The 17,746-nt window shown below is 69.6% G+C and carries 17 protein-coding genes; 11 read left to right on the forward strand and 6 right to left on the reverse strand.

From position 1 onward, the window contains the following. Positions 1-18: 18 nt before the first annotated feature. Positions 19-765 carry a TetR/AcrR family transcriptional regulator C-terminal domain-containing protein gene (locus AB0O15_RS08115; RefSeq protein WP_364315610.1) on the reverse strand — a complete coding sequence of 249 codons (747 nt, stop codon included), beginning with the start codon at positions 763-765 and terminating at the stop codon, positions 19-21. 76 nt (positions 766-841) lie between these two features. On the opposite strand from AB0O15_RS08115, the gene AB0O15_RS08120 reads away from it, so the two are divergent. The 8 genes from AB0O15_RS08120 (at position 842) to rny (ending at position 11,299) form a co-directional block, all read left to right on the forward strand. After that, on the forward strand, positions 842-1,792 hold the full coding sequence (locus AB0O15_RS08120) for an ATP-binding cassette domain-containing protein (protein WP_364315613.1): 951 nt from the start codon (positions 842-844) through the stop codon (positions 1,790-1,792). After that, positions 1,789-2,568, forward strand: a complete 780-nt coding sequence (locus AB0O15_RS08125) for an ABC transporter permease (protein WP_364315616.1) — start codon at positions 1,789-1,791, stop codon at positions 2,566-2,568. The genes AB0O15_RS08120 and AB0O15_RS08125 overlap by 4 nt, the downstream gene beginning before the upstream one ends. 229 nt (positions 2,569-2,797) lie before the next feature. Then, positions 2,798-2,998 (forward strand): DUF3046 domain-containing protein, encoded by a 201-nt coding sequence (locus AB0O15_RS08130; RefSeq protein WP_364315619.1) that lies wholly within the window; start codon positions 2,798-2,800, stop codon positions 2,996-2,998. 213 nt (positions 2,999-3,211) lie between these two features. Then, positions 3,212-4,258 carry a recombinase RecA gene (gene recA, locus AB0O15_RS08135; RefSeq protein WP_364315622.1) on the forward strand — a complete coding sequence of 349 codons (1,047 nt, stop codon included), beginning with the start codon at positions 3,212-3,214 and terminating at the stop codon, positions 4,256-4,258. Between the two features lie 923 nt (positions 4,259-5,181). After that, positions 5,182-5,673, forward strand: a complete 492-nt coding sequence (locus AB0O15_RS08140) for a regulatory protein RecX (protein ID WP_364317128.1) — start codon at positions 5,182-5,184, stop codon at positions 5,671-5,673. Positions 5,674-5,880: 207 nt separating this feature from the next. Next, the gene (locus AB0O15_RS08145) at positions 5,881-6,597 is read left to right on the forward strand and encodes a hypothetical protein (protein WP_364315624.1); all 717 of its coding nucleotides are present in this window, start codon (positions 5,881-5,883) and stop codon (positions 6,595-6,597) included. Positions 6,598-8,104: 1,507 nt separating this feature from the next. Further along, positions 8,105-8,743: a hypothetical protein gene (locus tag AB0O15_RS08150; RefSeq protein ID WP_364315627.1), complete on the forward strand. Its 639-nt coding sequence runs from the start codon at positions 8,105-8,107 to the stop codon at positions 8,741-8,743. An 855-nt stretch (positions 8,744-9,598) separates the two neighbouring features. Continuing rightward, entirely contained in the window at positions 9,599-11,299 is a 1,701-nt protein-coding gene (gene rny / locus AB0O15_RS08155) for a ribonuclease Y (RefSeq protein ID WP_364315629.1), read from the forward strand. Here the strand turns inward: rny and AB0O15_RS08160 are convergent. From AB0O15_RS08160 to AB0O15_RS08175, 4 genes are read right to left on the reverse strand one after another with little or no spacing between them, the layout of a single operon-like run. Continuing rightward, entirely contained in the window at positions 11,296-12,264 is a 969-nt protein-coding gene (locus AB0O15_RS08160; RefSeq protein ID WP_364315632.1) for an amino acid ABC transporter permease, read from the reverse strand. The genes rny and AB0O15_RS08160 overlap by 4 nt on opposite strands. Then, positions 12,261-12,968 (reverse strand): amino acid ABC transporter permease, encoded by a 708-nt coding sequence (locus AB0O15_RS08165; protein ID WP_364315635.1) that lies wholly within the window; start codon positions 12,966-12,968, stop codon positions 12,261-12,263. The genes AB0O15_RS08160 and AB0O15_RS08165 overlap by 4 nt, the downstream gene beginning before the upstream one ends. A gap of 42 nt (positions 12,969-13,010) precedes the next feature. Next, positions 13,011-13,886: a glutamate ABC transporter substrate-binding protein gene (locus AB0O15_RS08170; RefSeq protein WP_364315638.1), complete on the reverse strand. Its 876-nt coding sequence runs from the start codon at positions 13,884-13,886 to the stop codon at positions 13,011-13,013. A 36-nt stretch (positions 13,887-13,922) separates the two neighbouring features. Continuing rightward, positions 13,923-14,669 (reverse strand): amino acid ABC transporter ATP-binding protein, encoded by a 747-nt coding sequence (locus AB0O15_RS08175; RefSeq protein WP_364315640.1) that lies wholly within the window; start codon positions 14,667-14,669, stop codon positions 13,923-13,925. A 217-nt stretch (positions 14,670-14,886) separates the two neighbouring features. Here AB0O15_RS08175 and AB0O15_RS08180 point away from each other — a divergent pair, with 217 nt between their 5' ends. Then, on the forward strand, positions 14,887-15,255 hold the full coding sequence (locus tag AB0O15_RS08180; protein ID WP_364315643.1) for a hypothetical protein: 369 nt from the start codon (positions 14,887-14,889) through the stop codon (positions 15,253-15,255). 24 nt (positions 15,256-15,279) lie between these two features. After that, complete coding sequence (gene miaB, locus AB0O15_RS08185) at positions 15,280-16,758, forward strand: tRNA (N6-isopentenyl adenosine(37)-C2)-methylthiotransferase MiaB (protein ID WP_364315645.1); 1,479 nt, start codon at positions 15,280-15,282, stop codon at positions 16,756-16,758. Between the two features lie 77 nt (positions 16,759-16,835). Here the strand turns inward: miaB and AB0O15_RS08190 are convergent, their stop codons facing one another. Beyond that, a complete protein-coding gene (locus tag AB0O15_RS08190; RefSeq protein WP_364315648.1) occupies positions 16,836-17,168 on the reverse strand; it encodes a helix-turn-helix domain-containing protein in 333 nt (110 codons plus the stop codon). 55 nt (positions 17,169-17,223) lie between these two features. Between AB0O15_RS08190 and AB0O15_RS08195 the strand changes: the two genes are divergently transcribed. Then, complete coding sequence (locus tag AB0O15_RS08195) at positions 17,224-17,685, forward strand: group II truncated hemoglobin (RefSeq protein WP_364315651.1); 462 nt, start codon at positions 17,224-17,226, stop codon at positions 17,683-17,685. Positions 17,686-17,746: the final 61 nt, after the last annotated feature.

Here is a 17,746-nt window from a genome sequence, read left to right on the forward strand (position 1 = left end):
CGCGACCGGGGCGTGGGCTCAGCGGTCGAGCAGCTCCTCCAGCCCGTCGATGATCCGGTCGAGGCCGAAGCGGAACGAACGATCCGGGTCGCCGACCGCGTTGTACTCGAGACCGGCCGCCGTGCCGACCCGGCCCGACAGTGGGTAGCGGTCGCCCGGCATCACCCGCTCCAGCACCGGGGCGTTGACCTCCCACCACTGCGCGTCCGAGATGCCCGAGCTCTCGACCGCTCGGCTCGCGGCGATCGAGGCGCGGGCCGACTGTGCGGCGAACCCGACGACCAGGGTGACCACCTGGTCCATCTCGAGGTCGGTGAACCCGGCGCCTTCGATGGCGCTGAGCTGCCACTCGTATCGGTCCGAGATGTTCGGGCCGATCCACGGGCGGCTCTCCTCCACCTGCAACAGCCACGGGTGCCGATGACACTCGTCCCATTGCTGCCGGGCCATCGCGGTGATCCGTTCCCGCAGGCTCCCGCCCAGCTCCGGCAATTGCTGCTCGCCGGTCACCTCGTCGACCATCAGCCCGACCAGCTCGGATCGCCCGGGGACGTAGGTGTAGATCGACATCAGCTTCAAGCCGAGCCGGTCGGCCACCTTGCGCATCGAGAACGCGGTCAGCCCCTCCTCATCGGCGACCTCGATACCCGCCCGGATGACCTCGTCGACGCTGACCCGCTGCTTGGGCCCGCGCGAGCCCTGTGGCGTGCCGAGGGTCCGCCGCCACAGCAGGGTGAGCGTGCGATCGACGTCCTGATTTTCCATGTGCGGAGATTACCCCGTGGGGTGTACGGTGTACCGCGCGTCTTATTCCGTGAGGCGTACGGAGTTAGGAGTTCTGGTGAGTACCGACCACACCCTGACCGCGATCGGACTACGCAAGCGCTACGGCGATGTGCAGGCCCTCGACAGCTTCGACCTGACCGTCGCGGCCGGCACCATCCACGGACTGCTGGGGCCGAACGGCGCCGGCAAGAGCACGGCGGTGAAGGCCCTGGCCACCCTGATCGACTACGACGAGGGGGAGGCGAGCGTGGCCGGCTTCGACGTGCGCCGTCAGGCCGTCCAGGTCCGCCGCCGGATCGGGCTGGTCGGCCAGCACGCGGCGGTCGACGAGATCCTCGGCGGCCGGCAGAACCTGGTGATGTTCGGACGGTTGTACGGCCTGAGCACCGCCGCCGCCCGCACCCGCGCGGACGAGTTGCTGGCCACGTTCGACCTGACCGGGGCGGCGGAGCGGCCGGTCTCCACCTACTCGGGTGGCATGCGCCGCCGGCTCGACATCGCCGCCGGCCTGATCCTCACCCCGGCCGTCCTCTTCCTCGACGAGCCGACCGCCGGCCTCGACCCGCGGGCCCGCAACGAGGTCTGGGAGAGCGTCCGGGAGATCGCCGGGCGCGGCACGACCGTTCTGCTGACCACGCAATACCTGGACGAGGCCGATCAGCTCGCGTCCCGGATCTCGGTGCTCAACCACGGGCGGGTGGTCGCGAGCGACACGCCGGCCGCGCTGAAACGGCAGGTCGGAGGCGATCGTGTCACCGTCACCCTGCCCCTGCGGCAGCCGCTCGACGAGCCGGCGAAGCGGCTGTCCGAGGCGGTCGGGGCTCCCGCGGTGATCGACGCCGAGGCCCACTCGGTCACCTTCGAGGTCGGCGCGGGGGTGACGGCGCTCGCCGAGATCGTGCGCGCGCTCGACACGCTCGGCATCACCCCGGAAGACCTGGTGCTGCGCCGGCCGACGCTCGACGAGGTGTTCCTCACGCTGACCGAGAAGGAGGTGGCGCGATGAGCACGCTGCGCGCCGGTTGGGTGATCACTCAGCGCGACCTGGCCCATTGGGTCCGCCAGCCCTGGGCGCCGATCTTCGGCCTGCTCTTCACGGTCATGCTGCTGCTGATCTTCGGGTTCCTGTTCGGCGGGGCGATCTCCGTCCCGGGCGGCGGTGACTACATCGAGTTCCTGCTGCCCGGCATGCTGGCGCTGAGCATGATGTTCGGGGTCGAGACCACGGCCACGGCGATGGCGGCCGACGCGCGGCGCGGCATCACCGACCGGTTCCGTTCGCTCCCGATCGGCAGCGCCTCGGTGTCGCTCGGGCGGGTCGGTGCGGACATGGTCAACTCGGCCGCCGAGCTGCTCGTACTCATCGTCGGTGGGCTGTTGATCGGCTGGCGGATCACCGGCGGCCCGGCGTCGGCGGCGCTTGCCGTCCTGCTCCTGCTGCTGTTGCGGTTCGCGGTGCTGTGGATCGGCATCTTCGTCGGGCTCTCCTTCCGCGGCGAGGGCGCGACGATGGCCGTGCAGGTGCTGGTCTGGCCGATCGGCTTCCTGTCGACCGCGATCGTGTCCGCCGAGACGATGCCGGGCTGGCTGGGCGCCATCGCCTCGTGGAACCCGCTGTCCGCCACCGCGTCCGCCACCCGGCAGCTCTTCGGCAACCCGACCGGCATCACGGACGGGCCGCTGGCCGACGGGGCGGTGTGGCTGGCGCTGGGCTGGCCGGTGCTGCTCATCGCGGTGTTCCTGCCGCTGTCGGCGCGCGCCTACCGCAAGCTGCGCGCCTGACGGCTGCCTCAACCGGCAGGCTCAGATCTTGATGTCGTAGCTAAGTGGTGCGTACAGACCGCAGCTCCCGAGGGTCGGCTCGCTTCGCTACGCCTCCACGTCCGTGCCCGCTCACCCTCTTGCCTGATCCCACAGCGTCCCGCCACCGGCACAGCGCCGCCCACCCACCGGTGGCGGGACGCTCTCGACCCGGCACCATGGAGGTCTGAACTACCGAAGGGATGGTTACGTGCGGCTGACGGATTTTTGGGCCCGGCTCGAGGAGTCGTTCGGCGGCGCCTACGCGCGAAGTCTGGCGGCGGATCACAGTTTCGCGGCACTTGACGACCGAACCATCAATGAGGCTTTCGCTCAGGGTGAGGATGCGGCCACTGTCTGGCGCGTAATTGTCGCCGCGTACCCCGATCGGATCCCATCGCGGCTGCACTGACCAGCGATTCGTACGTTTGTACGGCGTGTCGCTCGATCCTCGTACACCTGTTCGGCTATCGTCCACAGCGGCAAGGTCATACACAGGCCTCGGCAGGGCGGCGCGGTTTTGTCATACCCACCCCCTAGCGTGTGGCGCGTGATGAACAGAAGCTCATCGACTAAGACGCCTGCCAAGTCGAGTGCGGGTAAGGCGAGTACAGGGGTGGCGGCAATGGTTGCAGGACCTGACCGGGACAAGGCCCTCGATCTGGCGATGGCCCAGATCGACAAGCAGTTCGGCAAGGGCTCGGTGATGCGGCTCGGCGAACGGCCGGTCGTGGAGACCGCGGTCATTCCGACCGGCTCCATCGCCCTCGACGTGGCGCTCGGTGTCGGCGGTCTGCCGCGCGGCCGGGTCGTCGAGGTGTACGGCCCGGAGTCGAGCGGTAAGACGACGGTAGCGTTGCACGCGGTGGCCAACGCGCAGCGCGCCGGCGGAATCGCGGCGTTCATCGACGCGGAACACGCGCTCGATCCCGATTACGCGCGGGCGCTCGGTGTGGACACCGACGCGCTGCTGGTGTCCCAGCCAGACACCGGTGAGCAGGCGCTGGAGATCGCGGACATGCTGATCCGCTCCGGCGCGCTCGATGTCATCGTCATCGACTCGGTGGCCGCCCTGGTGCCGCGCGCCGAGATCGAGGGCGAGATGGGCGACAGCCACGTGGGTCTGCAGGCCCGGCTGATGAGCCAGGCGTTGCGGAAGATCACCGGCATCCTGAGCAACTCCGGTACGACGGCGATCTTCATCAACCAGCTGCGCGAGAAGATCGGCGTGATGTTCGGCTCGCCCGAGACCACGACCGGTGGCCGTGCGCTGAAGTTCTACTCGTCCATCCGCCTCGACGTGCGCCGCATCGAGAGCCTCAAGGACGGCACCGACGTGGTCGGCAACCGGACCCGCGTCAAGGTGGTCAAGAACAAGGTGGCCGCGCCGTTCAAGCAGGCCGAGTTCGACATCATGTACGGCAAGGGCATCTCGCGTGAGGGTTCGCTGATCGACGTCGGTGTCGAGCAGAGCATCATCCGCAAGTCCGGCGCCTGGTACACCTACGACGGTGACCAGCTCGGCCAGGGCAAGGAGAAGGCGCGGGAATTCCTCAAGGAGAACCCCGACGTCGCCGCCGAGATCGAGAAGAAGATCCTCGAGAAGCTGGGCGTCGGCCAGACGACCGGCGACGCGGCGGGCGGTGTCGAGCTGCCGCCGGTCGACTTCTGATGCCGGCCACGCTCCGTCACCCGAACATCCTGGGGTGCTGAGCCCCGATGCCCGGACGACGTGGGGCGCGGTCAGGACGCGGATGGGATGCCCTTCCGCCGAAACCGGCCCGTGAAGAAGAGCCTCTCGACGAGCTCCGGCCCGTCGACCCGGAACGCGGCAACGTTCCTGGCGGTCGACGCCGGAGTTCGTCGAGTCGACGCTCGTCTGCTCGGCGCTCGGCGTCCGATGTGGCGGATTTCGACGAGGCCGAATCCGACCTGGCCGAATCTGGCCTAGCCGAATCGGGCCTAGCCGAATCTGATCCGGCCGAATCCGGCCTGGCCGAATCCGGCCCGGCCGGGGATGACTGGGCCGGGCCTCCGCCGGACGACGACGACCAATGGGCCGGCGTTGACGCCGTGCCGGCGGGGAAGCACCGTGAGGGCGCGGAGCAGTCCGGCGATCTGGCCGGGCTGAGGGCCGCACTCCTCGACCTCCGCTCGGGCGGCGATCTGGCCGCGGTGCGAGAGCGGCTCGCGCATGCGGACAAGAGTTCTGGCAGTGCGTCTCCGGAGGATCCCCTCAGCGAGGCCGGCGAGCAGCGGGGGAGCCGGTCCGTCGGTGGCCGTGGGTCGAACCGGCAATCCGACGGTGCCGGACGCAAATCGGACCCGGCAGGCAGGCGTAGTCGAGGCTCGGCGTTCGGGAAGCGTAATCCCGGCGATGCGATCGGATCGCGCTTTGGCGGCGGGAGTGGCCGGGGCTCGGGATTTGGGGATGAGCGCGTGTCTGGCGACGAGGGCGAGCCGGGGCGCGCGTCCGGGCGGCGCGGGCGCGGCGGTGGGCGGCGTCAGGCGGGCAGCCGGGAGAGCGATGGCGCGCGGGGGCGGAAGCCTCGGGACGAGGGGCCGCCGCGGAGCGAGGGCGAGGTTGCCCGGGAGATCTGCCTGCGGCAGCTGGCGGTCCGGCCGCGTACCCGGGTGGAGCTGGCCAAGGCCCTGGCCAAGCGGGAGATCTCCGACGAGGTGATCGCCGAGGTGCTCGACCGGTACGACGAGGTCGGGATGATCGATGACGCGGCGTTCGCGCGGGCGTGGGTGAGCACCCGGCACCAGGGACGTGGACTGGCGCGCCGGGCCCTGGCCAATGAGCTGCGACAACGCGGTGTGGACGCCGAGGTCGCGGGCGCGGCGCTGGAGAGTGTGGACGATGACGCCGAGGCGGCCACCGCCCGGGCGCTGGTCGACCGGAAGTTGCGCACCGTCCGGGGCGAGCCCGATGCGGTCTTCCGGAAACTCGTCGGCATGTTGGCGCGAAAAGGTTACTCCGCGGGCGTTGCCATTCGCGCGGTGAAGGACGCATTGGCGGACCGTGATGCCGAAGCGGCCGAATTCGCGGCCCAGATCGATGCCGACGCCATGCCGGATGAATAGACCGATACAATTTTGTGACTTAATGCTCACCCGGGTGACCGGGCTCTCACGCATGGGCGCTGACCAGCCACTGTCCGGTGTGTCCGTATTGTCAATCATGGATGGCGCGACCGGCGTGAAGTCGGTAGGTTGCACGTCTGAACGCATCAAAGAATCGAGCGTCCGATAGGGACAATGGATTCTGAGTTCGACACAACGGGGAGGAACATGCGTACCAAACACCTCGCGCGCGTACGCGGTATGCGAGCAGTCGCGCGATTGGGCCTACTGGTCGGCGCCATGGGTGTGGCCGCGTTCGCGGGTGCCCACTCCGCTTCCGCCGCGACCCTGCCTGAGGCCGCCGTCAGCACCCTGGCTCTCGAGCCGGCCACGCCCGGCGGAGCGGAGGGCACCGCCGGCACCGTAAAGAAGGACCCGCCGCCGGACCCGGATCCCGACCCGGACCCGGATCCCGACCCCGACCCCGACCCGGACCCCGACCCCGACCCCGACCCGGATCCCGATCCCGACCCGGATCCCGACCCGGACCCGGACCCGGATCCCGACCCGGACCCGGATCCCGACCCGGACCCGGATCCCGACCCGGATCCCGATCCCGATCCGGACCCGGGTGAGAATCCGGGCGGCGGCGGTGGTGACGGTCCTGGTGAGAACCCGCCGAACAACCCCGGCAACGGTGGCGGTAGCGGCAACACCGGCGGCGGAAGCAACAACGGCGGCGGCAGCGGGAACAACGGCGGCGGCGGCAACGGCGGCAACAACAACGCCGGCGGTGGCTCGGGCGGTTCGTCCGGCGGCTCGGAGCTGGCCCGCACGGGTGCGGATGTCGTCAGCGTCGCGGGCGTCGGTGCGGCGATCGCGGCCGGTGGCGTCGGCCTCATCCTGGTGACTCGCCGACGCCGGGAGACCCCGGCCGAGGACTGATCCACCTGGTCGCGGCGGCTGAGTCGCCGCGACCACGGATAGTGTCAACAAGCGAACTGCCCGGCTGCTCAAGCGGCCGGGCAGTTTCGTCAGAGGGCGATGGTCGCGGCGTTCAGATCGGGGCGTGGGCAGGCCAAGCGACGCTCAGGTGGAGTTTCGCGCAGGCCGTGTCCCGGGCGTTGCGGATCGACCGAAATCGGAAGTCCGCGATCACGGAATGGCGCGCGATAACGTCGACGGAGGGTGATCAATGACGGTCACAGACAGGGCCGGCGGTGACCTTTGACTCTGTTGCTGAGCGTTGATCTCTCGGGGCTCCCGGCATGGCGACCGGCTAGTAATATGGTGCAGCGTGACCGGTAATTCCCCTGATGTTTCGCGCGGCTACGGGCCCTTTCGGCGAGGGGACGATCCGCCTGCGCGTGAAGCCGGATCGCGACCGGACGAAGCGCCGTCCACATCCGATCAGACAAAGGCGGACGACGCTGACCGCACGGTGATCGTCCCGCCTCCGGCAGATTCGACGACGGTCATTCCGGCGCAGAACTCCCCGTCGCCGAGCAATCAGACCCAGGGCAATCCGCCACAGGGCAATCAGCCACCGATCGATACAACGCCGGCCACCACGGCCCCGTCCCACGGCGCGGCCCCGGCGAGCGCGGCCCCGAACAGTGCGGCTCCGGTTCACGAGTCCCCGGCAGGTGCCCATGGCGGGTCGGCGGCCGATCCGGCTCAGCTCGCCGTCGCTTCACCAAACGCGGCCGCTATGACCAACGACGATTCGCCGACCACGATGATGCCTGTGGGTTCGCCTGACGCGAGCCCCGCGGGCGTTGCTCAGACCGGCGGCTCAGCGAGTGTCAGCACGGCTCCGACCGGCGCGACCGCGATGCCGGCCAACGCGACCGCGATGCCGGCCAACGCGACCGCGATGCCGGCCGGTCATGACTCGCCGACGACGGTGGTGCCGGCCGGTCCGGCTGGCGCGGGCCCGGCGGGCGGTGGCGCGCCGACCGGTCCATCCCAGGGCGATCACAGTCAGCCTGGGTTGCCGCACTACGGTGCCGCGCCGGACGAGGCGCATTACGGCCCGTTCCACGGCGGCGATGAGCCCAGTTCCGGCGCCGCTTACGGCGCGGCGCCGGCCTCGGGCGGGCCCTATGCCCCTGACCCGAGTTCCGGCGCCCCTCAGTGGTCAGCGCCGCCCGGCGAGGGGCCCGTTGATGCCTACGGTCTCCCGGTGGCGCCGTCGTCGGGTGGGAGCTTCGATCAGTACGGTCTCGGCCCGTCGTCGGGCCCGCCCCGGTTCAGTGTCGGTGGCGAGGAGTCGCCGGGTGGTGTGGGGCCGTCGTCGGGAGGGGCGGATCCGCATGGGCTCGGGCCCTCGTCGGGTGGGCCTCGGTTCGGGGCCGGCGACGCCTACGGTGACGATCGGTTCGGGTTTGACACCTCGGGGCGCGGTGGGCCTCGGATCGAGCCTTCGCCGCCTCGGCGGCGGAACAAGCTGGTGCTCGGGGCTCTGGCGGGGCTGGCGGCGGGGCTTCTGATCTTCGGTTCGGGTGGGTTCTTTCTCGGGCGGGGTACGGCCGGTGGGGCCGGGCCCGAGCCGACCTCGCCGGGGCCGACGGTGTCGGCGGGGCCTTCGCTGGGGGTCTACGAGCAGTCTCAGGTTGAGATCAACCAGGCCAAGCTGACGGGGGCCCTGGCGCCCATCTCGCAGGGCTGGCTGTCGCGGCTGGCGAGTTGTGACCGCAGCGGCAAGGCGGGCGGCCCCTCCCTGAACAAGGGGGAGAAGGCGCGCGTCCGGTGCCGGGTCGACGGCATGACCATGATCTTCGTTGAGTACGCGACGGTGACCGACCGGGACAAAGCGCGGGTCAAGACGCTGAGTCAGAACGTCGACGCCCGGACGCTCACCCCTGGGGTGGGACCTGCGGGTGACAAGGCCGCCCCGAGCGGGCGGACCCTGGGGAGCTACGTCGAGTACGCCTACACGGTCGAAGAGAAGCAGGTGCGGCAGACGGTCGCCGGCATCTGGTGGGACGACACGAAGACTCCGGTCGCGGCGTACATGCTGGCCTTCTGGAAGTCGGGCGTGGGGGAGGACTGGGCCCCGATGCGGGACGTGTGGGGGCGGTACGCCTGAATTGCCCCACACGCCCTGAGCTGGGTCTGTGCGGGTCTGTGCCGTAAGTCCCATCCGCTGCCGAATCATGAGTCCTTGACCGGACCGGCTTCCGCGACCTAGCCTCGCGTTACACAAGCTTTATCCGACCATCGCAAGCAACACGCACAACATAGATCGCATTACATTCCGGCATCAAATACTGGGGCTGCTCGCTGACCGTGCGAGGGCCTGACGAGTTCTACCCAGCGGTCGATCACAGGCGCGACACCGGCGTCGATGGTCAGTCGTGCGTGCAAGGCCTTGGTCGGCCAAATCTTGTGAACCGGTACGCAACCTCGCGCGCCGGGCAGACGAGACAAGTGCACAGTCGCAACGATGCGGCCGGGCGGCTACCGCCACCACCGACGAGCCAACCGACGACCCGCCGACCACCCGCCAGACCGCCAGCACCACCCGAGCCCGAGCGAAGGCCCAGACCCCAGCGATGGCCGAGGCCCGCGAAGGCCGGCCCGCAACGGCCACGACCCTCACGGGTCAAGCCCCAAGACGGGCCGAACAGGTGCGGCGGCGAAAGGCGACGGCGAGCAGCCGAGGCACGCCGGCACGGAAGGAAGCCGCCAGACCCATCGGCGGGAGAGCGAGCCGCCCCGAATAGGGGAGGGCAAGCCGAGCAAGCCACCCGAAAAGGGAGGGCAAGCCCAGCGAGCCGCCCGTAAGGGAAGGCAAGCCGAGCGAGCCAACCCCGAGAGGGGCCGGCAAGCAGCCGCCAGCAGACCGGCACCGGCCCGGACGGCCGGAGCAGCGGCCCGCCGACTGTGCAGGGGAGCGCAGTCGCCCGCGGGCGGCGGCGCTGGCGAAGGGAGACGCGGCGACATGACCGCCCTGGATACGGTTCTCGTGGTGGCGATCGTCGTACTCGCCGGGTTCGTGATGGGTGGCCTGTATATCGGCTCCCGCGCGCTGCGCCAGATCCAGAGCAGCAAGGTCGAGGCCAAGGACCGCGCGGACCAGGTCGAGGACGCCCGGGCCAAGGCCGCTTCGGTACGCGCCGAGGCCGCCGCCGCGAAGGCCGAGGCGAACGCCGCCCGGGCCGAGGCGCGACGGGTTCTCGAAGCCGCCCACGGGGAGGCCGACACCATCCTCGAGCACGCCCACCGGCAGGCCGAGACCGACGCCGAGCAGGCGCGCACCGCCGCCCGCCGCAGCGGGGAGCGCGAGGTCGCCCTGCTCAACGCCACCGCCAAGGAGCAGGCGGCCGAGGTCGAGCGCCGGGCCGCCCGGATCGACGAGCGGGAACGCCAGCACGCCGACGAGGTCGAGCGCCTGGTCGAGCGGGAGCGGCGGCTGGGGGCGATGGACGCCGACCTGGCCGGCCGGGAGTCGTCGCTGTCGGGGCGGGAGGCCGAGCTGGCCATCGCCGCCGAGGCGCACCGCAAGGAGCTGGAACGGGTGGCCGGCCTGAGCGCCGAGGCGGCCCGGTCCGAGCTGATCGAGACGATCGAGGCGCAGGCCAAGCGGGAGGCCGCGATCCTGGTCCGTGACATCGAGGGCGAGGCGAAGCGTACGGCCGACACCCGCGCCCGGCACATCGTGGTCGACGCGATCCAGCGCATCGCCAGCGAGCAGACCGCGGAGAGCGTGGTCAGCGTTCTCCACCTGCCCAGCGATGAGATGAAGGGCCGCATCATCGGCCGTGAGGGCCGCAACATCCGGGCGTTCGAGTCGACCACCGGGGTCAACCTGATCATCGACGACACCCCGGAGGCGGTCCTTCTTTCCTGCTTCGACCCGGTACGCCGCGAGGTCGGCCGCCTCACCCTGGAGAAGCTGGTGCTGGACGGGCGCATCCACCCGCACCGCATCGAGGAGATCTTCGAGACGGCCAAGGGCGAGGTCGACCGGCTGTGCGAGCGGGCCGCCGAGGAGGCGCTGGTGGACGTCGGCATCACCGATCTCCACCCGGAGCTGGCCACCCTGCTGGGCCGCCTGCGCTACCGCACCAGCTACGGCCAGAACGTCCTGAAGCACCTGGTCGAGACCGCGCACATCGCCGGCATCATGGCCGCCGAGCTGGGCCTGGACGTGCCGACGATGAAGCGGGCGGCGTTCCTGCACGACATCGGCAAGGCGCTCACCCACGAGGTGGAGGGCAGCCACGCGCTGATCGGCGCCGACCTGGCCCGCAAGTACGGCGAGTCCGAGGACGTGGTGCACGCGATCGAGGCGCACCACAACGAGGTGCCGCCGCAGACCATCGAGGCCGTGCTGACCCAGGCCGCCGACGCCTGTTCGGGCGGGCGGCCGGGGGCGCGGCGGGAGAGCCTCGAGGCGTACGTGAAGCGGCTGGAGCGGATCGAGGAGATCGCGGCCGGCAAGGTGGGTGTGGAGAAGGTCTTCGCGATGCAGGCCGGCCGGGAGATCCGGGTGATGGTCCGGCCCGATGACATCGATGACATCGGCGCCGCCGTGCTGGCCCGGGACGTCGCGAAGCAGATCGAGGAGGAGCTGACCTATCCGGGTCAGATCCGTGTCACGGTCGTCCGCGAGTCCCGGGTCACGGAACTGGCGCGCTAGGCGAGCCCGCCGCCGGTGCCGGCACCGATCGCGGCCGGCGGCGCGGCTGTCTCCACCGGCAGGTTCTTGGTCTTGCTGCCCCGGGCGAGGCGGCGCTGCACGTAGCCGGCCAGCTTGGACAGGCCGTAGTTGATCAGGATGTAGATCGTGCCGACGACGATGTACATCTGAATCTGGTTGTCCAAGATCTGCACGACCTGGGTGGTGACCCGGAGGATCTCCTCGTACCCGATGATGAAGCCCAGCGACGTGTCCTTGAGCACCACGACCAGCTGGCTGATCAGCGCCGGCAACATGATCCGGAACGCCTGGGGCAGCAGGATCATGCGGATCGTCTGGCCGTCGCTCAGACCGATCGCGTCGGCCGCCTCGCGCTGGCCGGCGGGCAGGCCCTCCATGCCGGAGCGCAGGATCTCGGCGATCACCACGGTGTTGTAGAGGACCAGGCCGAGAACCAGGTACCAGAGCAGGTCGCCCAGTTCGACGCCGAGCGACGGCAGGCCGAGCCAGACGAACACGATGGTGATGACCACGGGCAGGCCGCGGAACACCTCGACGAAGATCCGGCTGAGCCAGTCGAGGGCGACCATGATCACGCGCAGCAGGATCGCGACCGGCGCCGGGAAGCCCACCCACCGGCGGTGGGAGGCGCGTCGCAGCCAGATGCGGGCCACGGCCAGCAGCGTGCCGCAGACCAGGGACGCGACCACGGCCATGGCGGCGGCGATCAGGGTGGCCTGGAATCCGTCCCAGATTCGCGCCCAGAGCAGGGCGAAGTCATCCTCGGACGGGTCGATCAGCGCCGCCCACTTCTCCATCTCGAACTCGCCGCGCGCGTCCAGCGGCTTGTAGACGAAGAAGTAGGCGCCGACCAGGACCAGCACGCCGACCGCGATGCTGCTGATGATCGTGATGAGGCGGGCGCGGGGGCCGGGCGCGTCGTAGAGCGTGGTCGGCTGGCTCATCGGGCCACCGCCCGGCGCTTCTCGATCCGGTCGAGCAGGACGCCCAGCGGCACGGTCATGATCAGGAAGCCGACCGAGATGCCGATCATCAGCGGGATGGCCGGTTCGCCGCCGACCGTGATCCGCTCGTACCCGCTGTTGGAAAGGTCTCCCACCACGCCGAAGAAGCCGGCCAGCGCGGAGTTCTTGATCATCGCGATGATCACGCTGCCGAGGGGCACGATGGCCGCCTTCCACGCCTGCGGGAGCACCACGAAGCGGAGGTTCTGGGTGAAGGTCAGGCCGATCGCGCGGGCCGCCTCGGCCTGGCCGGCCGGCACCGCGTTGATGCCGGAGCGCAGCGCCTCACAGACGAACGCGCCGGTGTAGAGGCTGAGCGCGATGATCGCGAAGCGGAAGTACGGCAGGTCGATGCCGAGCCGGGTGAAGATCTGGTCGAGCCCGGGGATGCGCAGGAAGCTGGCGTTGGAGCCGAGCGCCGGCAGGCCGAACGCGGAGAAGAAGAACACGATCGTGAGCGGTACGTTGCGGAACACCGTCACATACGCGGTGCCGACCGCGCGCAGCGGCGGCACCGGGGAGATCCGGAAGACCGCGATGACGGTGCCGATGACCAGCGCACCGATCGCGGCCAGGAACACGAGTTGCAGGGTGAGCCAGAACCCACCGGCTAAGACGTCGAAGTTGTCGATCACGGCGCCCATGAAGCCGCCTCACAGTTCTGGCTCAACCCTGGTCCTCAGTTGTCAGCTACGGTCGATCGTCGGGATCTTGAGCTCCGACGTGTCGTTCTTGCCGGCGGTGTCGTCCCACGCCTTCTTGTACGCACCGTCCTGGAACGCCTTCTCCAGGGTGTCGTTGATGAAGGTCTTGAAGGCGGTGTCGCCCTTCTTGAGGCCGATGCCGTACGGCTCCTCGGTGAAGGTCTTACCGGCCAGCTTGAAGGCGCCTTCGTTGGTGGCGACGAAGCCGGACAGGATCACGTTGTCGGTGGTGACCGCGTCGACCTGACCGCCCTTCAGGGCGTCCACGCACTTCTGGTAGATGTCGAACAGCACCAGCTGCTTGGTCTTGTCACCGAGGTACTTCTCGATGTTGGTAGCCGGCGTGGAGTTGGTCACCGAGCAGACCTTCTTGGTGCCGTCCTTGAAGGAGTCGGGCCCGGTGATCGAGGCGTCGTCGGCCTTCACCAGGATCGACTGACCGGCGATGTAGTACGGCCCGGCGAAGTCGATGACGGCCTTGCGCTTGTCGTTGATCGTGTACGTCGCCACCACGATGTCGACCTTGTCCTGCTGGAGCACCTGCTCGCGGACGGTCGACGGGGTCTCGGTGTACTCGATCTTGTCCTCGGGGACGTCGAGCGCCTTGGCGACCAGCTTGGCGATCTCCACGTCGAAGCCCTCGGGCTTGCCGCTGAGGCCCTTGAGGCCGAAGCCGGGCTGGTCGAACTTGGTGCCGACCCGGATCTTCTTGGCCTTGTTCAGCTTCTCCATCGTCGAGCCCGCGGCGAAGTTGCTGGTGCCGGACCCGCCGCCATCGCTGTCATCCCCGCCACAGGCGGTGAGAGTCAGCGCGAGGGTGATAGCCCCCAGCGCCGCCACAATGCGGGTTTTGCGCATCCTTGCTCCTTGATTGCTCCGAAATGGACGGTCAGGTCAGTGCGTCAGAATCTTGGACAGGAAGTCCTTGGCCCGATCCGACTTCGGGTTCGCGAAGAACTCCGTCGGCGCCGCCTCTTCGACCAGCTGGCCGTCGGCCATGAACACCACGCGGTTCGCGGCGTGCCGGGCGAAGCCCATCTCGTGCGTCACCACCACCATCGTCATGCCGTCCCGGGCCAGCGAGGTCATCACGTCGAGCACCTCGCCCACCATCTCGGGGTCGAGCGCGCTGGTCGGCTCGTCGAAGAGCAGGGCCTTGGGCTGCATGGCCAGCGCCCGGGCGATCGCCACCCGCTGCTGCTGACCGCCGGAGAGCTGGGCCGGGTACTTCTCGGCCTGGCTGGCGATGCCCACCCGGTCGAGCAGGCTCATCGCCCGGTCGCGGGCCACCCCGGCCTTCTCGCGCCGCACCTTGAGCGGCCCGAGCATGACGTTCTGCAGGATGGTCTTGTGGGCGAAGAGGTTGAACGACTGGAACACCATCCCGACCTCGCTGCGCAGCTTGGCCAGCCCCTTGCCCTCGGCCGGCAGCAGCCGGCCGTCGAAGACGATGGAACCCGAGTTGATCGGCTCCAGCCGGTTGATCGCCCGGCACAGGGTCGACTTGCCCGACCCGGACGGTCCGATCACGACGACGACCTCGCCCCGGCCGACCGACAGGTTCACGTCCTGAAGAACGTGCAGCGGCCCGAACCACTTGTTGACCTTGTCAAGGACGATGAGAGCCTTGTCGTCAGCCACTAGCGGACACCGTCCTGTTCGTCGGTTCACTCGGATGGGGCCACTCTAGGGGCGCTGGTGTATCGGTTCGCCCCGAGAATGGTCACGGAGAGGTAACACAGGGAGATGCAGGTCGGGAGTGTTGTCCACGATGAGCGGTATGGCGGACGTTGACCCGGTGGGCGGCATCTGGAACTGGTCCGTAGCCGGTCGGATCGATGAGGCCTTGGTCCGGTCTGTGATCTCTGACGTCCTCGGCCGCCCGGTGACCGGAATGGACGAGGACGCGGATGATTCTGCCGTCCTGGTCGACGTCTACCACGTCGGTGGCGATTTCCCGACAATGATTGATCTTTACCTCGTCCCGTCCGTTGCACCGGAGATCGAGGTCGCGGCGGCCGTCGCGGCCGGGCTGGGTGCGGCGGTCCTGCTGCCCGACGACACCCTCAACCCCACGCGGTACGTCCTGAGCGAGCCGGACGAGAGCCCACGGATCGTGCATGTCGACGAGGTCGAGACCGACGAGGGCACCGAGCGGCGCAACATGCGCCCGTGCACCGGATCCGATCCGGCCTGCGCGGTGGCCTCCGAGCGCAACGCCGCCTAGAGAAGGACTACCCTTTACCTCGCCATGACCAGTAATCCACGCACCTACGACGTGCGCACGTACGGCTGTCAGATGAACGTGCACGACAGCGAACGCATCTCCGGGCTGATGGAAGATGCGGGCTACGTGCGTGCCACCGACGCGGACGCGGCCGACGTGGTCGTGTTCAACACCTGCGCGGTCCGGGAGAACGCGGACAACCGCCTCTACGGCAACCTCGGCCACCTCCGGCCGACCAAGCTGAAGAACCCCGAGATGCAGATCGCCGTCGGCGGCTGCCTCGCGCAGAAGGACCGCGGCGACATCGTCAAGAAGGCGCCGTGGGTCGACGTGGTCTTCGGCACCCACAACATCGGCTCGCTGCCCACGCTGCTCGAGCGCGCCCGCCACAACGCCGCCGCCGAGGTGGAGATCCTCGAGGCGCTCGAGGTGTTCCCCTCCACGCTGCCCACGCGCCGCGAGTCGACGTACGCGGGATGGGTCTCGATCTCGGTCGGCTGCAACAACACCTGCACCTTCTGCATCGTCCCGTCGCTGCGCGGCAAGGAGAAGGACCGCCGGCCGGGCGAGATCCTGGCCGAGGTCGAGGCGCTGACCAGCCAGGGCGTGCTCGAGGTCACGCTGCTCGGGCAGAACGTGAACTCCTACGGCGTCGAGTTCGGCGACAAGCTGGCCTTCGGCAAGCTGCTGCGGGCGACCGGCGGCGTCGAGGGGCTGGAGCGGGTGCGGTTCACCAGCCCCCACCCGAAGGACTTCACCGACGACGTGATCGCCGCGATGGCCGAGACGCCGAACGTCTGCCCGTCGCTGCACATGCCGTTGCAGTCCGGTTCCGACGCGACGCTCAAGGCGATGCGCCGCAGCTACCGGTGCGACAAATACCTCGGCATCATCGACAAGGTGCGCGCCGCGATGCCCGACGCCGCGATCACCACCGACATCATCGTCGGCTTCCCCGGCGAGACCGAGGCCGACTTCGAGCAGACGCTCGAGGTGGTGCGCGAGGCGCGGTTCGCCAGCGCGTTCACCTTCCAGTACTCGATCCGCCCCGGCACCCCGGCCGCGACCATGGCCGATCAGGTGCCCAAGAAGGTGGTGCAGGAACGCTACGAGCGGTTGATCGCCGAGCTCGAGGACATCACCTGGGCCGAGAACAAGAAGCAGGTCGGCCGTACGGTCGAGGTGCTGGTCGCGGTCGGTGAGGGTCGCAAGGACACGCGTACGGGCCGGCTCAGCGGCCGCGCCCGCGACGGCCGGCTGGTGCACTTCGCCACCGGCGAGGTGACGCCCCGCCCGGGCGACATCGTGGAGACCGTGGTCACCTACGCCGCGCCCCACCACCTGAACGCCGACGGCGCCCCGGTCAGCCACCGCCGCACCCGCGCCGGCGACGCCTGGGAGGCCGGCCACACCCCGAAGATGCCCGGCGTCAGCCTGGGCCTCCCCACGATCGGCGTCCCCGCCCCGCTGCCCGCCACCACCGGCGGCTGCGCGGTCAACTAAGGCCCGCCACCACCGGCGGCTGCGCGGTCAACTAAGGCCCGCCACCACCGGCGGCTGCGCGGTCAACCAAGGCGCGGTCAACTGGTGAAGGTCGCCCCGGTTCGCGCGGCGCGCTCGACACCCCAGTCGTAGAGCGCCTGCAACACCGGGGCCAGGCTGCGTCCCTCGTCGGTCAGCTCGTACTCGACGTGGGGCGGGTTCGTGCCGAGGTCGCGGCGGCACACCAGGCCGTCCGCCTCCAGCTCGCGGAGCCGCTGGGTGAGCATCTTCTCGCTCACCCCGGGCACCAGCCGGCGGAGTTCGCCGTAGCGGTGCACGCCCTCCTTGAGCCGGGACAGGATGACGGTGCGCCAGCGGCCGCCCACCACGTCGACGGTGAGTTCGACCGGGCACGAGAAGGTCTTGGGCACGAACCATTATGTGCGTACTTGTGCTTCGGGCCGCCCCGGTGCTGGGCTGATCGACATGACGACACCCAGCCTGTACGAGTGGGCCGGCGGCACCGACGCGTTCGTGCGGCTGACCGACGCCTTCTACGCCAAGGTGGTCGAGGACGAGTTGCTGGCCCCGCTGTTCGCGCGGATGGACGCCCAGCACGCCCGGCACGTGGCGACCTGGCTGGCCGAGGTGTTCGGCGGCCCGGCGGCCTACACCGACCAGCACGGCGGATACCCGCACATGGTGGCCAAGCACATCGGCATGGCCATCACCGAGCCGCAGCGGCGGCGCTGGGTGAACCTGATCCAGGACGCCGCCGACGAGGCCGGCCTGCCCGACGACCCCGAGTTCCGGGCCGCGTTCCTCGGCTACGTCGAGTGGGGCACCCGCCTGGCCCGCCAGAACTCGCAACCCGGCGCCGACGTGTTCCGGAAGGCGCCGGTCCCCCGTTGGGGCTGGGGTGTGGCCCCGCCCTACCAACCGGGATGACGCGGAAGCAAGAAGCGGCCCGGACCATCTACGGTCCGGGCCACTGAGGTCGTGCAGGTGT

It is taken from the genome of Actinoplanes sp. NPDC089786 (assembly GCF_040684855.1).
GTDB lineage: Bacteria > Actinomycetota > Actinomycetes > Mycobacteriales > Micromonosporaceae > Actinoplanes.

Excerpts from the sequence above, each read along its gene's own strand:
- AB0O15_RS08115 (WP_364315610.1), bottom strand. The coding sequence starts at position 765 with ATGGAAAATCAGGACGTCGATCGCACGCTCACCCTGCTGTGGCGGCGG.
- AB0O15_RS08125 (WP_364315616.1), top strand. The coding sequence starts at position 1,789 with ATGAGCACGCTGCGCGCCGGTTGGGTGATCACTCAGCGCGACCTGGCC.
- recA (WP_364315622.1), top strand. The coding sequence starts at position 3,212 with ATGGTTGCAGGACCTGACCGGGACAAGGCCCTCGATCTGGCGATGGCC.
- AB0O15_RS08145 (WP_364315624.1), top strand. The coding sequence starts at position 5,881 with ATGCGTACCAAACACCTCGCGCGCGTACGCGGTATGCGAGCAGTCGCG.
- rny (WP_364315629.1), top strand. The coding sequence starts at position 9,599 with ATGACCGCCCTGGATACGGTTCTCGTGGTGGCGATCGTCGTACTCGCC.
- AB0O15_RS08160 (WP_364315632.1), bottom strand. The coding sequence starts at position 12,264 with ATGAGCCAGCCGACCACGCTCTACGACGCGCCCGGCCCCCGCGCCCGC.
- AB0O15_RS08165 (WP_364315635.1), bottom strand. The coding sequence starts at position 12,968 with ATGGGCGCCGTGATCGACAACTTCGACGTCTTAGCCGGTGGGTTCTGG.
- AB0O15_RS08170 (WP_364315638.1), bottom strand. The coding sequence starts at position 13,886 with ATGCGCAAAACCCGCATTGTGGCGGCGCTGGGGGCTATCACCCTCGCG.
- miaB (WP_364315645.1), top strand. The coding sequence starts at position 15,280 with ATGACCAGTAATCCACGCACCTACGACGTGCGCACGTACGGCTGTCAG.
- AB0O15_RS08195 (WP_364315651.1), top strand. The coding sequence starts at position 17,224 with ATGACGACACCCAGCCTGTACGAGTGGGCCGGCGGCACCGACGCGTTC.